This window comes from Sneathiella aquimaris (assembly GCF_026409565.1).
In the GTDB taxonomy this organism is placed as follows: Bacteria; Pseudomonadota; Alphaproteobacteria; order Sneathiellales; family Sneathiellaceae; genus Sneathiella; species Sneathiella aquimaris.
Genome location: NZ_CP112881.1, coordinates 3,237,641 through 3,253,127, shown reverse-complemented (window position 1 = coordinate 3,253,127; position 15,487 = coordinate 3,237,641). Strand labels below are relative to the sequence as shown.

Annotated in this window: 12 protein-coding genes; 6 read left to right on the top strand and 6 right to left on the bottom strand. The window is 48.0% G+C overall.

What is annotated here, in order from left to right; genetic code table 11:
* Nucleotides 1–11 precede the first annotated feature (11 nt).
* From OIR97_RS15280 to OIR97_RS15270, 3 genes are all read left to right on the top strand, one after another.
* On the top strand, nt 12–269 hold the full coding sequence (locus OIR97_RS15280; RefSeq protein WP_169543101.1) for a hypothetical protein: 258 nt from the start codon (nt 12–14) through the stop codon (nt 267–269).
* A gap of 45 nt (nt 270–314) precedes the next feature.
* A complete protein-coding gene (locus tag OIR97_RS15275) occupies nt 315–1,103 on the top strand; it encodes a trypsin-like serine peptidase (RefSeq protein ID WP_169543100.1) in 789 nt (262 codons plus the stop codon).
* A 223-nt stretch (nt 1,104–1,326) separates the two neighbouring features.
* Nucleotides 1,327–1,647 (top strand): hypothetical protein, encoded by a 321-nt coding sequence (locus tag OIR97_RS15270; protein ID WP_169543099.1) that lies wholly within the window; start codon nt 1,327–1,329, stop codon nt 1,645–1,647.
* 57 nt (nt 1,648–1,704) lie between these two features.
* Here the strand turns inward: OIR97_RS15270 and OIR97_RS15265 are convergent, their stop codons facing one another.
* Genes OIR97_RS15265 through OIR97_RS15250 form a run of 4 tightly spaced genes read right to left on the bottom strand, consistent with a single transcriptional unit; the run spans nt 1,705 to nt 8,107 of the window.
* Complete coding sequence (locus OIR97_RS15265) at nt 1,705–3,774, bottom strand: HD domain-containing phosphohydrolase (RefSeq protein ID WP_169543098.1); 2,070 nt, start codon at nt 3,772–3,774, stop codon at nt 1,705–1,707.
* Nucleotides 3,767–4,468, bottom strand: coding sequence for a transglutaminase-like cysteine peptidase (locus tag OIR97_RS15260; protein ID WP_169543097.1), 702 nt, complete (start codon nt 4,466–4,468; stop codon nt 3,767–3,769). Before OIR97_RS15260 ends, OIR97_RS15265 begins: the two co-directional genes overlap by 8 nt.
* Nucleotides 4,468–5,796 carry an HlyD family type I secretion periplasmic adaptor subunit gene (locus OIR97_RS15255; protein ID WP_169543096.1) on the bottom strand — a complete coding sequence of 443 codons (1,329 nt, stop codon included), beginning with the start codon at nt 5,794–5,796 and terminating at the stop codon, nt 4,468–4,470. The genes OIR97_RS15260 and OIR97_RS15255 overlap by 1 nt, the downstream gene beginning before the upstream one ends.
* 43 nt (nt 5,797–5,839) lie before the next feature.
* A complete protein-coding gene (locus OIR97_RS15250; protein ID WP_169543095.1) occupies nt 5,840–8,107 on the bottom strand; it encodes a type I secretion system permease/ATPase in 2,268 nt (755 codons plus the stop codon).
* A gap of 869 nt (nt 8,108–8,976) precedes the next feature.
* On the opposite strand from OIR97_RS15250, the gene OIR97_RS15245 reads away from it, so the two are divergent.
* Entirely contained in the window at nt 8,977–10,320 is a 1,344-nt protein-coding gene (locus tag OIR97_RS15245; protein ID WP_169543094.1) for a TolC family outer membrane protein, read from the top strand.
* Nucleotides 10,321–10,402: 82 nt separating this feature from the next.
* Here the strand turns inward: OIR97_RS15245 and OIR97_RS15240 are convergent, their stop codons facing one another.
* Nucleotides 10,403–11,011 (bottom strand): transglutaminase-like cysteine peptidase, encoded by a 609-nt coding sequence (locus OIR97_RS15240; RefSeq protein ID WP_169543093.1) that lies wholly within the window; start codon nt 11,009–11,011, stop codon nt 10,403–10,405.
* A 224-nt stretch (nt 11,012–11,235) separates the two neighbouring features.
* Here OIR97_RS15240 and OIR97_RS15235 point away from each other — a divergent pair, with 224 nt between their 5' ends.
* Nucleotides 11,236–13,371: an HD domain-containing phosphohydrolase gene (locus OIR97_RS15235; protein WP_169543092.1), complete on the top strand. Its 2,136-nt coding sequence runs from the start codon at nt 11,236–11,238 to the stop codon at nt 13,369–13,371.
* Nucleotides 13,372–13,601: 230 nt separating this feature from the next.
* Here the strand turns inward: OIR97_RS15235 and OIR97_RS15230 are convergent, their stop codons facing one another.
* Nucleotides 13,602–14,627, bottom strand: a complete 1,026-nt coding sequence (locus OIR97_RS15230; protein ID WP_169543091.1) for a DNA-binding response regulator — start codon at nt 14,625–14,627, stop codon at nt 13,602–13,604.
* Nucleotides 14,628–14,850: 223 nt separating this feature from the next.
* On the opposite strand from OIR97_RS15230, the gene OIR97_RS15225 reads away from it, so the two are divergent.
* Complete coding sequence (locus OIR97_RS15225; RefSeq protein ID WP_181017831.1) at nt 14,851–15,432, top strand: pseudouridine synthase; 582 nt, start codon at nt 14,851–14,853, stop codon at nt 15,430–15,432.
* Nucleotides 15,433–15,487: the final 55 nt, after the last annotated feature.

Here is a 15,487-nt window from a genome sequence, read left to right as displayed (position 1 = left end):
CAGCTCAATAGATGAAACAATATTTATCTCATCTGGTGTTCCTAAGTTTTTTAGCAGCCGGTTTGTCTGCCTGCAATGATCGATCGCAGGCGGAACTTCTGGAGAAAATTGCCGGCACGACGTCGCCTGAAGGTATTCTGGAAGCGGCCGGAGAGCCCGATGAAATTGCCGAGGACGGTGCTTTACGGCACTGGCGTTACAAGACATCAGAAGGCGACGTTTGTTACACAGTCGCAGGCTCTTTGGCCATGCGGATGATTTGTTCTTAATTGGGATGGCCGTTTATGTTCCCAAAATCTAGGGTCTTTTGCTGTTTGCCCCGTCTATCCCGTCTGTTCGGGCTGGTCAGTATTATGCTGTGCCTTGGGCCCGTTGTTGCCGGCGCAGCCCCTTTGAAGTTGCAGGGTATCAAAGGCAATGACGATCGCGAACGGGTTGATATTCAGCAATTTCCCTGGAATACGATTGGCCGGATCAATAAAGATGGCTCGTTTTGTACGGGAATCCTGATTGCAAGGAATAAGGTTTTAACCGCGGCGCATTGTTTTTGGAATAAGAAAACCCGACGCTGGTCGCAGGCAAAATATTTCCATTTCGTTCTTGGCTATGAAAAAGGAAAATATGTAGCCGCCGCAAAGGGCCTTTCTTACAAAACTGCGTTTAAGAAACTCCCGGACCTCAATCAATATCCGCTGAAGCGTCAGAATGACTGGGCCGTGTTGACGATTGATAAAGACCTTGGAGATCAGTTTGGCTTTGTGTCCGTGTCTTCATCAAAAGGGGGCAGGTATATAAAAGAGAACCGCTCGCCCGGCGATATCATTCAAGCTGGCTACAGTCGGGATTTTGCGCATGTTCTGACAGTTCATCGGGGGTGCGATATTGTTCAGTACGGAACATTGAACGGGGAAAAAGCCCCGATATTTTTGCATGATTGCGATGCGACCAATGGGGATTCAGGGTCGCCCTTGTTCATAAAAACCGAAAACACCTATACTTTAATAGGTATTCATTCCGCAACGATACGGGCTAAAAACCAGCCCGCATTGGGGATCGCAGTCCCCAGTTTCCAATTTTCTAACACCCTTAATTCAAACGATTAATTGCCCATTTCATTCGAATTGATGGCGGTTTTATTAAAAAATATCGAAAATTTTATTAAAAAATAACCATATTTGTAAGAAGATACCTCATATGAGGGATGTTTGCAGACCTTACTTTCTATAGATTGCACTAATAGGTTGACGCTTAATTTGCGCCCTTTCTAGTGATAGCAATGAAGCCGTTGAAACATTGGTTTTGTATCTGACGGCATAGGTGATGAGTATGACGAACTCTGATGAAACAAAAAACGAGCTGGGTAAAGTCTCTGCTGATGCAATCCCATCAGTGGCTGAAGAGGCAGTTACGGCCGTTGTGGAAGAAGAGCCTGTCGATCTTGATGCGTTATTTGACGCCCTGAATATTGCAGCATCTGATCATTTGGACGAGATCCAGTTTGAAACAGTGCCGGGCGAAAAGAACGGCGTTCTCACTGTGCCCAATACAGCGTTGAACGCTGACAACCTAACCAGTGGTATGGATAGTGTAGTATCCGCAGTGGATGATGCGGTATTGAAAGAAACATTCCCTTCCGACGAGTCCTAAAAAAGAGGATCATTTCTGACCCTCTTTCTTTAGTGTTTGGACTATTCTGTTCGCCGATTATTCTAGAATAGCGGCCTCTTTCACATTCTCTTTGAAAGCCTCGCCTTCCGGTGTCGTCAGGAACTGGTCCAGTGCAACGACCACGTCCTGATCATACTTCTCCGGATTGCTTCTAAAGACTTCCATTGCTTCTTCAGTGCTAATCGCTTCACGATAAGACCGGGGTGAGAGGCGGGCCACGAGAATATCTGTAATGCCAAGAATTCGACCGGACATATCAATTTCGGCACCGCTCAGCTGCGCTGGATAACCGCTTCCATCCAGTCGCTCATACATATGGGTAACAGCAGTAACTACCGATTGGTCGATTTCCATGTCAGACAGGACAGATTTTGCTTTGCCAACATGGCCCCGCATAATCTCCATTTCCTGCTCGGTTAGACGACCTTCCTTGGTTCGGATCTCCGACGGGATGGAAATCTTGCCGATCTGTGAAAGATTGGCGCCTGTGCGAATGGCTTCTTTTGTTGCCTCGGGAAGTTCCATGATTTCAGCTACGGCATTAGACAATTCGCTCATGCGGCTTGAATGCCCGGCCAAATACGGATCGTTTTCTTCCATAATGTGAACCAAAATCGAGATTGTCTTGCGACCGAGTTCTTCTTTCTGGCGCTGATGCATGATGAAATCTGTAATGTCACCAGCAACGGAAACGATACCCATAAATTGGCCGTCATCATCCATAAGGCGGCTTTTTTCAATGCGAAGGATACGTGTTTCCCCTTGGATTTCCATTTCAACAATTCGACTGGCTGTTTCCTTGGTATCCATGACTTGCTGGTTTAGGTCGGTCAGTTTCCGGGCAATAACATCCCCAAAAAGGTCCCGATCTGATTTGCCGGCAATGGATTGCACTGGAAAATTAACAAAACGGGCGAGCGCCGGATTGGCATAAACATACCGCCCAGACGCATCCGTCAAAGAAATCAGGTCATCAATTGTGTTGTTGATACTGCCTAACAAGCGGCGTTGCGCGTTGATCTGATGGGCAAAATCCCGGTACTGGTCGGCCATTGCTTTAGCATTTGAACTGCGAAGGCTTAACCAGATTCCAACCAAAACACTCATGGCCACAACAAAAATACTGGCAGCAATACCGTAGATGACCAGCGCATAGGTCTCTAGCGGGGCGAAGGCGGATCGCTCTGTCTCGCCTTGTAGAATATACCAGTTTGTTCCTTGAACGATTGTACCAATTCCATAAACGCTATCAGGCTCACCTTCAAGCTGTTTGGCAGAGAAAGAGCGAGGTTTCTGGTTTGTTAATTCCGAGGCCTGCTCTGCAAGAAAAGGAGGTGACGTTGGAGTGATCTCAAAGTAGTTATCATTCGAAATCTGATAAAAACGGGTCCTCTCGCCAGATGTTGAAATACGCGATGGCTTAAGAATTTCCGCGATCTGACCAGACGCTGGTACGGTCATAACAAGAACACCTGCGACTTTTGCATTTTCTGCTGAGTCAGCAGATTGCGCCGGAAGGACAGGGATCAGAAAGTCATAAACAAGGGTCTCTCCAACGACCCGTAAAGGGGAGGTTGTAATTGATTTGGAAGCATATTGCGCGATCGCAAGCTCACGTTGTTGATCACTCAAACCCGAAGCCCCGCTGGAGGCGAGATAGGCCCGACCATTCGCCCCCACAAGATAGGCTGAAAGAACATCGCTTTCCTGTGTGAAGCTGGTAATCGCATTTTGCATATAGGGCAGTTGCTCCGCCAGTGCCCGGGGTAAGTCGTCTGTTTTTGCTTGATTGATTTCAGCCGCAAAAAGACGAAACAACGGATTGTTCACAATTTGATTGGCCCGTTGACCCGTCTGGCCAATCCAGGTTCGAACAATTTCGGCTTTGCTGACAACGGTGATTTCCTGGCGGGTTTTCAATTCCTGCAGGATCTGTGCTTTTTGCTTATTAATAAAGAAGTCGGATGCAAAGTAGCAAATGATCAGCAGAACAATCGCTATTAAGGCCCCGATTTTCAGGGGTCTGGATGTAGACGGCAGTTTTTCATCCGGTACATCATCCGACATGAATTTGTTAAGTTCTAACCTGGCCATTGTTTCAGTCATTTTTTTCAACCCCTGCTGCCTTTTTCAGATCGGCAGCCTGCTTAGGAACGTGGGCCCATCTTTTTGTTTCATTTAACGAGTAAAAAGGAACGTAATAGCGCACAAGATCCTCTCTCAAGATCGTATTATTTTGAGAATCCAGAACATAGCGTTCACTTCCTGTATCAACGCTGAGTATGGTGTGTGTCTTCCCCCGAAGAACATCATTGGTCACAACAATTCTCATACTTGATGCAGGGATGCCCAGTTCCTTTAAACTGATATATTTCATGATCGCAAAGTCTTCGGAATCGCCGCCATTGACAATAAATTCCAGCGGTTCCGCCCAGTGATCCGAACGTTTGTAGGTTTCTTCATCCGTGGTCATACGCCATTTGTTGATGAAGCTGTTTACTTGTCGGACCTTGGCGTTGGCTGTTTCCAGCTCTAATTCCTGAATCTTTGCGCGCCATAGGGTCATTTGTTGCGATTTACATTTCTGGATGTCCCGGTCGCATAAGGCGGCCTGTTTATCCAACTCCTTAAAGCTGGAAATGACCCTCTTCCACTGCGGCAACGATGTCAGGTCATCGGAGGCGATCTCAATCGTTCCGAATAAGCCAAGATCTGTGTCCGTAATAGCGCGGGCATTGCCTGTCGCGATCGATATCAGACCAGCGACAGCAAGCGTTGAGATGAATGATTTCCTGATCATCAGCGTTCTCTCAGCGCGGTATTTTTGGTTTTCAGAATTGGTTTCAAAATGTAATCCAAGACTGATTTGTGACCTGTCAGGGTATCCACGGTTGCGACCATACCCGGTTTGATAGGGTATATTTCTTCGCCGCGTTTCAAAGAATTTTCTTTAGTGCGGACGATGATTTTATAGAAGGTCTCTCCTGATTTTTCGTCAACAATGGTATCTGGACTAATCCGTTCAAGTTCAGCGGGCAGTCCTCCATAAATCGAAAAGTCATAGGCGGTGATTTTGACAGTCGCTTTCTGACCAGGGCGTAGGAACGCAATATCAGAAGGTCTGATGCGGGCTTCCACAAGCAGGTTATCTTCAATAGGCACAATCTCGACAATATCCTGACCGGGGCGAACAACCCCGCCGACGGTCTGGATTTTGAGCTCTTTGACCTCCCCTTTCAAGGGGGAGCGGACATCTGTACGTGTAACCCGATCTTTGGCTGCCAGAATGGTTTGGCGAACGCCTTCAAACTCACCGCGCGCCACACTCAACTCTTGAGAAGCAAGACTTCTGAAGTTCAGAATTTTCTCTTCAATCCTTTGATTGGCTTCCTTTACGGCCCCTTTTGCTCTGGGGAGCGCTAATGTCGAGGCCGAAATCTGGCCCTTCAGATCATTGACCTGTCGTTTCAACTGCAAAAGCTGCACCTTTGGCACAATTCCTTTTACCGCCAGCGGCTCGGTAATGGCCAGTTCTTCATTGACCAATGCTATGCTGGAGCGAAGCTGTGCAAGCCTCCCATTGATTTCAGCAATCTCCTGCTTCCGCTGTTGGGCCTGCTGGCGCAGAATAGAAATCTGAGATTGCAATTCAGCCTGACGAGCATTGAAAAGATTTTGTTCACGAACGGAGATTTCGGGTGCTTCAGCCAGCAGTTCCGGAGGGAACTCAAGTGCTGTGCCGTTGGCTTCAGCCCGCAGACGGGTTACCCGCCCCATCAGATTCATATAATTGGATTCGATTTCACCGAACCGAGCGGCAAATCCAGTATCATCGATCCGTAGGAGGATTTGTCCTTTCTCGACAACTTCGCCTTCTCGTACCAACAGTTCTTTCAGGATACCACCTTCAAGATTTTGAATAACCTGTACCTGACTTGATGGAATAACCTTTCCATCACCGCGGGTCACTTCGTCCAGAATTGCATTATCCGCCCAAATATAAGCGGCTACAAAAAACGCGATTACACCAAACAGAAGCAGAAAGGATTTAGGGTTTGGGCCCTGCATCTTCGCTGACACAACATCTGAGGTAAAATCGGTATCACTCCATTGAATTTTGTCGGACATTTTTTTGCCTATTTGTCTTTCATTCACTCAGTTTGTCTTCGGTTCAGCTAGCTTTTTGTGCAGGTTTACGGCCTGGGCGTTGCCCAACCTTCAGCACTTCATCGCGAGGGCCATCGGCAACAACCTTGCCATTGCCCAGAACGATGATCCGATCGACAAGTGAAAATAGTGACGTGCGATGAGTTACCAGAATCAGGGTTTTGTCTTCTGCATACTCTTTCAATCGATTGATGAAGCGGCGTTCAGAGTTCAAGTCCATGGAGCTGGTCGGTTCATCGAACATCAAGACGGGTGGATTGGGAAGCAAGGCACGTGCGATGCCCAGCGATTGTCTTTGTCCGCCGGACAGGGTCGCACCTTTTTCCCCCACATGGAGGTCATATCCATGCGGATGGCGACTGATAAAGTCATGGACACCAGCAAGTTTGGCTGCATTGAGGATCATCTCGTCATCCGCCTGAGGGTGTCCCATTGTTATGTTATGGCGAACGGTTCCGTGGAAAAGTGTGACATCCTGCATGACACTTCCAATGGACTTGCGAATATCAGAAGGATCAATCTGACGAATGTCTGTTCCATCCACCAGAACGGCGCCCTCATCCGGTTCGTAAAGATTAATCAGTAAGCGGGAAATCGTTGTCTTGCCTGACCCGACGGGACCGATGATCGCTACTTTTTCGCCAGCCTTGATCTTGAACGAGACGTCCGACAGCGCAGGCAGGTCTGTTCCAGGGTATTTGAAAGTGACATCCTTGAACTCGACATCACCGGAAATATGTGGCCTGCTCAACTGTCTTTTTTCAGAGGAGCGTTCCACCGGCAGGTTCATGATCTGGTTCAGGCCTTTTAGCGCAACAATCGCCTGGTTGAGGCGGGTTAGCAGAGCGGCAATCTGTCCGAGCGGTGCCATTGTTCGGCCCGTAAGAATGGTGGATGCAATCAATGCACCAACAGTCATGGTCGAGTCAGGTTTGGTCATTTCAGTGACGCCGTAAATAACAACAGCGACGGTCACCAACTGCATCGCCGCGGCCGACAGGTTTATCCCCAGCCCCGCAAAGAAGCGGGAATTGACGCTTGTTTCCGCCGTTTGTCCGACGAAGCGTTCCCATTCTTTTTGCATATGCCCCTCAACACCCAGGCTCTTGACCGTATCCAATGCTGAAATGGTTTCGATGATTACGCCATGTTTCTGGGAGCTTTCTTCGGTATTCTGGGCGACAGCCCGGCGCATGGGCCACTGTAGAAACAACCCGATCAGAATAACGGCTGGTATGGCAATGGCTGGAACGATCACAATCGGGCCACCGATCAGGTAGATGATGAACAGGAAAATCCCAAGGAACGGTAAATCCACCAACGCAGTTACGGTTGCAGACGCGAAAAAATCCCGCAAGGTTTCAAATTCACGCAAATGGTTTGCAAAGGCACCAGCAGAGGCGGGGCGGGCTTTAACCTGAATGTTGAGAACCTGTTCGAAAATGCGGCTGGACAACAGAACGTCCGCCCTTTTCCCCGCGTTATCGACAAAATAGGACCTGAGGGATTTCAACACGAGGTCAAAGCCGATAACGGTAATCACACCAAAGGCAAGGACCCAAAGTGTTTCTACCGCTTTGTTCGGGACCACGCGATCATAAACGTTCATGATAAAAAGCGGGCTTGCAATGGCAAAGCTGTTGATCAGCATTGCTGCGATCATCACTTGAAGATAGGTTGGCCAGAATTGCCACATGGTTCCCCAGAACCATGACCCTTTGCGGGCATATAGCGTTTCGTCCCGCTCCACGCGGAATTTGAATTTCGGCCTCAGGAAAATCGCGTATCCGGCATATTGGGCGTCGAGATCATCCATTGAAATGGTTTGTGATCCTTCTCCCGATTCCGGGAAAACCACAGTTGCTGACTTGCCGTTTGTTTCTAGCAGGATGCAGGCCCTGCGATCCTTTAGCAACAAAACCGACGGTAGAACGACCGACGGGATCTTGTTGAGTTTACGATTGGTCATTCTGGCACTGATGCCTACCCGGCCAGCGGCACGCATGAACAGCTGAGGCGTCAGCCGGTTTTCCTCTAGTGGAAGACCATATATCAAGGCATCCGGGGTTCGAGGATCTTCAAAAATCTTGGTTAGGGCAACCAGACACCCTAATAGAGGATCCAAATCAGCCCTGGAAATATCAGATAGCCGTATATCCCAATCTTCTGTTTCTAAACCTGCGGCGGCTTCTGTCGCTGCGGGTTCTTGTTGGTTTACGGTCTGCTCTTTAGTGCCTGCGGCAAAACCGGATGTCGAACTGTTATCTGTCATAGTTTTCTGTTTCCAAAGTTGAAACAGATATTTGATCGATGTGACATGTGCTGAAAGCCATTATCAAGAATCAAATACCTTTTCCCCTGTCCCTTTTCGCAAATCCTAGTAATACGCCCTGACCGTGTATCGAAAGATGTGTTTTCTTCCCGATTTACCCCGGTAAAGCGGTATCCCCCATGTTGCTTTTTCGGTCAAATGGTCGAAAAACAACGCCTAAAATTTTACCTAATGTCGTGACATTGAACGGCTATTTGATGAAAAAGCTGTTAATGCCCGCTTTAATCCCGCTTCTTTTCCATTAAAATCGAATAAATCGAGACCTCCCCATCACCATTAAACCCTTATTTTCCTGCATGTTGGTGTTACTTTGGGACAAGACGCAATAAAATAAGACATATCCGTTAACCATAAAATTTGAGAGTGCGTTCAGTGAAGACTCTCTGCAACAATGCCAAACAGCAAAAAGATTCTTAAAGAGCATCGTTCGAAGGTGACAGGTTGGAGAAGAGCAAGATATATCGTGATTCTTGCAATGACAGGAGCGTGTTAGCGAGGACGCTGAATGCCATGTTGTGTGGAATTGATTCTGTCACGCGTCATGGTTTGTGTGGATATATCATTACTGAAGCGAAATATTCGTTGCAAATAAGACACAAACGGCGAATTTTCGAGGATTATTTATGGATACTGCCATAATGCAGTTGTTTGTATGCAAGCGCTTTGAGTACATTAGGACAAATTTAAACCCAGTCTGCTCATCTCCATGTTTGACAGTACTGGAACAAACGGGTATCCCAGCCAACTATTGGTAGTAGGGGTACTCGATTTAGAGTTTGACGAATTTGAACAAGATTTGGGAGAGGGGTATGAAATCAATGGAAGTCACGAGCACAACTCGGACTGTGATTTCGAAAGCGGTCGTCGCAGCCATTTTTGGTAGCGCGCTATTTTCAACGTCAGCTATGGCGGGTACGCTTGCCGAAGCCGTGCAATCCACAGTAAGCAATTATCCGGAAATCGCTGAAGCGGCTGCAAACCGCCGGGCGATCGGACAAGAGCTGAAGCAGGCTGAAGGCCTTTATTATCCAACTGTTGATATCGCCATTGGCGGTGGACAGGAATGGACAAATACAACGTCCATTAACCAAGAGTGGCTTGGCCGCACAGAAAGCAGCCTGTCAATTTCCCAGACATTGTTTGACGGTGGCGCGCGTGCTGCGGAAGTTGAACGTCAGGGACATCGGATCGATGGCGCGGCTTATCGGGTTCGCGAACGCTCTGAAGCGATTGGCTTGGATGTTGTACAGGCATATCTCGATGTTTTGCGGAACCTAGAGGTTGTTAATCTGGCAACAGAAAATCTCGAAATCCACAAACGGACACTTCGCGAAATTCAGGACCGCGTTGAAGCTGGACAAAGCGGCGTTGGTGACACGCAACAAACTGAAGCGCGGGTCTCCGCTGCGGAAGCTGTTCTTGTCGAAACTCTGCGTCAGCTCGATACGTCTGAAATCGCATACCGCCGCCTGGTTGGTGAAGCTCCTGTAAATCTGGAATTGCCAACATTTAACGATGGTGCCCTTCCCGAAAATCTGGAAGATATCATTGCAATCGCAATGGAAAGTAATCCAGACATTCGTTTTGCGAAAGCAGATGTTCGGACGTCGACTGCCGAAATTACCGCTGCAGAAGCGAATTTCTACCCTACTGTAAATCTTGAACTTGATGCGTCCGCTGACAACAATCTTGATGGTGTTGAAGGGCATAACGAAGACTTCACTGCAATGGTTCGTCTTCGGTACAACCTGTATCGCGGTGGTATTGATCTGGGTCGTCAACGGGAAGCCGTTGAACGTAACTCAGAATCAAAACAGCGTCAGATGCGTTTCGAGCGTCTTGTTGAAGAAGAAATTCGCCAGGGCTGGAGTGCTCTTGCACGATCACAGGCTCGGGCAGCTGCTCTGAGTGATCAGGTTGTTGCAAACGGTCAGGTTGCTGCAACATACCGTCAGGAATTCCAGATCGGACAGCGAGATCTTCTTGATATGCTCGATTCGGATAACGAACTGTTCAACTCAAGAACATCTTTGGCAACTGTCGAATATGCGGTTCTATTTGCCAAATACCGGTTGCTGGCGTCCATGGGTCGTTTGAACAGCACACTGGGTGTTACACTTCTTGAAGATGCATTGCCAAACGGCGACAGCTAATCTTTTAGGAATATCATTAAAAAGGCCGCGTCTGAAACATCCAGACGCGGCCTTTTTTATTCAAAACGCTTGTCCTCAGACCTTAAGGTTTATAACGCCACCAGCCTTGTTCATTTACCGAATAGATGGGTCGGTAATGCCTTATTCTTTTTGCATCAATAACCAGTCCGATCTGATTATCGAGCACGACTTCTTTTTTGTCGAATTGAACCGCTAACACCGCATGGGCTATTCTAAGGTTCAGATCCTGAAGCACCACGATCTTCATGTCTTCGGCTTTCCAGCCCAAGGAACGCAGCGTGAAATATTTGACGATGGCATAGTCTTCACAGTCGCCAAAACGGGCAAAAAATTCTTTGGGTATTTCCCAATAGTCTTTTACGCCCCAGTTGATAGGATCCAGGATATATCTGTGGAGGTTGATATAGGTATTAACCCGCTCTAACTGATACTTTTTCGGCTTGCCCTTTAATCCTTCGACAAGTTCTTCCCATTTGGCATAAGCGCAGGCGTTTAGCTGACCATTATCGCAGTCGCCCGGGGTATCTTTATAAGTTTCCAAAACATTTTTCCATTTAGGAAACGGTTTCAGATCATCATGAGCATATTCTTTAAAACCGAAAATACCAACAGCCTGAGCAGATGGTATGTGAGGTACCATCATCAAACTGCACGCAAATGTGCAGGTCATCAGCAATCGCCTCGGCAATTTAGTATATCTGTTCATGAGCCTACTAATAAATCTATTCATTTTGCTTTGTTATCACCTAATATACGCAATGATATCGTTAAAAATTATTAACGATAACGGGGATGGTGTGATGAATTTTTCGTTATCTCGCCATTTTGTCAGTATGGTTTACGTTTCGTAAACTCATTGCAGGCATATTTTGTGAAAAATCGCGGGATAATTGTATGTCAGACATTCAAGAAGAGACTTATGAAAACAAACGGACCTATCGGATGGTATGGTTGGGTGCAATAAGTCTTGCTCTCGTGGTTGCGCTGGGCGTTTGGGGTACAATCAGCTTTGTTGGAAAACAGCATGATCGGGATATCCAAAACTGGGAGATCCGGTTGGGTATTGTCGCCGATAGCCGTGTGGCAGCGGTTGAAGGGTGGTTGGCCGAACAAAAATCAGCGATCAGTAGTCTTTCTGAGAACGCGTCCCTGCAGGTTTATCTTACTCAACTGGTTCTTGATACGGAAGAAAACGGTCTTAAGGTTACAGAGGTACCTGAAGCTGGATATCTGATAAACCTGTTAAACAATCATGCGGTTATAAGTGGGTTTTGGGAGCCAGAGGAGCCACAGATTAATGCCAATGTCGCACGTCCGGGACGGGCAGGGATTGCGCTGACGGATCGGACTGGAACACTTCTGGTTTCCAGCGGAAATATGCCACCGATGAATCCGGCAATCCGTGCAGCCATCGCTGAGGCAGATCGAGGGAGACCCGCTGTAATAGATTTGTATGAGGGGCTGGATGGCGAGCCGACAATGGGGTTTGTTTATCCGATCTTTGCCGTTCAGTCAGAAGGGGATACAAACAAGGTTATTGGATTTGTCGTTGGACTTAGAACGGTCCGAAAGTCCCTGTTTCCCCTTCTTCTTCAGCCAGGTGAAGTTCAGAAAACAGCGGAAACCCTTCTCGTCCGCGAACGAGGAGCGTTGACCGAATATATCTCCCCGCTGGCGGACGGAACGCCTGCACTCAAACGCAGAGTAAGCTCTGATGATAAGCTGGCAGCGGCCTTTGCGGCGCGGAACCCGGGTCTGTTCGCAATTAAGTCAAACTATCTGGGAGATGAAGTCCTTGTGACCGGTCGGGCCATTTCGGGGGCACCGTGGTTTCTGGTGCGGAGTGTTACGACAATCGAAGCTCTTTCCGAGACGCGGGAGCGGCGGAACGCGATGCTGGGGGTTTTTCTGTTGTTGATCCTGGGAATTACCGGAACCGTTGTGGCCGTTTGGCGACACGGCACGTCGCTGAGAGCGGCGGAACTTGCGGAGAAATACAAAAAGGTTGCCGAAGAACTTCGTGAGCGTACTGAATTTTTGAAAGTCGTTACGGATCAGCAACCAACAGCAATAGCCGTGTTTGATCAGGGTGACCGATATGCATTTGCCAATAAGTTGGCAGCAGATAATGTAGAATTGCTTCAAGATGAAATTCTGGGCCGGAAACTATCCAGCGTTATGAACCCTGAGTCATCCAAAAAACTTTTGGATATGCTTCATTTTGCCCGGCAGGATAACGCGGTTCAGTCTGCGGTTATGAATTTGCCGGATCCACAGCACGGGGATCGCATTGTTAAGTCTGACATTATTCCGCTCAGAACAGATCAAAATGATGTGCAAAACATGCTCGCGGTATTTCAGGACATAACTGAAGTCGTGACCGAGCGGGAGCGCCGGGAAAATGTATTGCGCAGTCTTGTGTCTGCATTGGTGGCCTTTGTTGATAAGCGGGATCCGTATTCCGCTCATCAGTCGGTCTGGGTCGCGGAAGTAGCCGTTGCGATTGCCGAAGAGTTAAAAGCGTCAGAACGGGTCATCCGAACCGTCGATATTTCCGGTAATTTGATGAACCTGGGTAAGATTTTGGTGCCGTCCAAAATTCTGACCAAGACGGAACGATTGACGGAAGAGGAGCTGCGTATCATTAGAGAAAGCCTCGTTTCCAGTGCGGATTTACTTGAAAATGTAAAATTTGATCTGCCTATTGCGGAAACCCTCCGTCAATTGCAGGAGCATTGGGACGGCACCGGCCATCCTCGTGGGTTAAAGGAGACCGCTATCAATGAAGCGGCGCGGATTGTTGCCGTTGCAAACGCTTTTGTCGGTATGGTTAGCCCGAGAGCCTACCGAGATGCGTTTGATTTCAATAAAGCGGTCAGCATTCTTTTGGAAGAAGCGGACAAGAAATACGATCGCAAACCCATTAGTGCACTCATTAATTTTCTTGAAAATGGCGGGGGCCGCGAAAAATGGCAGCATTTCTCGAATACCCTTCCAGATCCGGAAGCAGACGAACAGCCCGGTGATTAAAAGACCGGGCTTGTCGCCGGGTCATTTCTAACCGTGCAAGTATTGCCACCAGTGCTGCCGTGGGCCACGCCCCGGATGCACCTCGTCGGTTTTCCCTGTTGCGGCGGCCCGTATTGCCCCCCCTGCGGTATAGCCAGCTGATAAGTGCGAGGGATGCAATCTTCGGTTAGATTATCCAACTGGTTTATATGGATTTAATCCATACCGGGCCGCCCGCTTACGGGTATTTTCTATAAAATTGCAGGGGATGCCTGAAGTGCGGCGGGGCCAGTTAGAATGAGCTTAACCAGTTCACTTTGGCGACTGGTGTCGGTCTTTCGGAAAATCTGCCGTAATTGAGAACGCACAGTATGCATGCTAACGCCCCATTCCTCAGCCAGATCATCCAGTTTACTGCCATTTGTAAGACCCAGAGCCAGCCTACCCTCGGCGGGTGTTAAGGCGTAAAGACGGCAAATTGTATCGATAGAGAGCTCCACAGGCTCTGCAGGGTCTGAGACAAAAAGAACGGCTCCTTTGCCGGCTATTCCGGTTCCGATTGGGGCGAGCATAACGGTAAGCGGTGTATCACTCTCTTCACGGGTGATTGTCAGGGCGAAATCCAGTTCCCCCTTTCCATTGGTTTCCGGTGAAAGTGTGTTTGTCAGAAGCTCCGCCAGCTTTTTGTTTTCACTGGCCACGGTTGCCCGGCATTTCTGTTCTGAATCCAGTATGAGGCCGTCCTTTTTTTCCAGATATTTTTTTGCTTTATCATTGAAGAAAAGAACCTGAGAGCTTTCGGTCATCAGAATGACACCCAAAGGGAGCTTGTTAAGTACAGCCGTCGCTGATTCCAACAGAGGCGTTGTCGCCGGTGCGTTGCTTTGACCTTGATGCCGCACAATCGCACTAATCAGGCTGCGGGCCATGATGCTACTGGTTAACTGGCTCCGGATAACATAATCCTGAGCGCCACTTCGAATAGCCTCCTGACCGGTGTTTTCTTCATCATCTGTTAAAATGACAACCGGAACAGACGGGATATTTCTTCTTAGGTCTTTGAGGGTTTCAAAAGCGGTATCGCCAGTGCTGTCTTGATCCAGCAGGATGACATCGGCGCCTGCGGCGCTTTGCTGATTGATAAAAGCGTGCGCATCAGGCACATGCATCAGATCCATGGAAGGTTTGGAGATATTTGCCAATAGCCAGCCGATTTGCTGTGCGTCTCCATCCTTGTTTCCGATAAACAGGATTTTTGCATTTAAAATCTCGTTCATCTGGTTTTATTGCTCCACGGTTCAAACGAATTCAGAATATTGATACGATCATTTTACAAAACATACTGGCAGGTTTTTATACTGTTTCATTTGTGAAAACGCGGTAAAACCAATGCCTTCTGTTTATTAAAGTATCGAGAGAATGTTAACAAAATTGTTTCTAACTCACCTTAATTAAGGCAGAAATCTGTCCATTGTGTCCTATTAGCCATAAGGTTCAAAATTGTCTTTCATTCCTAAATCTAAATATACCTACATTTCCTTTCATAAACCTTTCGGTGTTTTAAGCCAGTTCACGAGCGAGGGAGGCCACCCGTCTCTGGAAGGATTTGGACTACCGAAAGGGGTTTATGCCGCCGGGCGACTGGACCGGGACAGTGAAGGGCTTTTAATTTTAAGCGATGACGGCCCCTTCATAAACAAACTGCTGGACCCGAAATTTGCACATCCACGGACTTATCTGGTGCAGGTTGAAGGAGATCCCCTGGATCAGGATTTGAATGCGCTGCGGAAGGGGCCTGTCATCAAAGGCTATAAAACAAAAGAATGTCTTGTCGAAAGGCCGGAACCGCAACCCTTGATCGGGGAACGGAACCCACCTATCCGGGAGAGAAAAAATATACCGACCACGTGGTTGAAACTTACCCTGACTGAGGGGAAAAACCGGCAGGTCCGCCGGATGACAGCCGCGGTGGGCTTTCCCACGCTACGGCTTATCCGCATTGCCATTGGAGATTTGTCGCTAGAGAATCTGGAGCCCGGGCAATGGCGTGAAATTTTAAAAGAGGACATCCTGTCTTCGTGATGGATGGAGTGGAGAGAACAGGACGCCCCCTTTCAAAGCCGAAGGCTAATGCCTT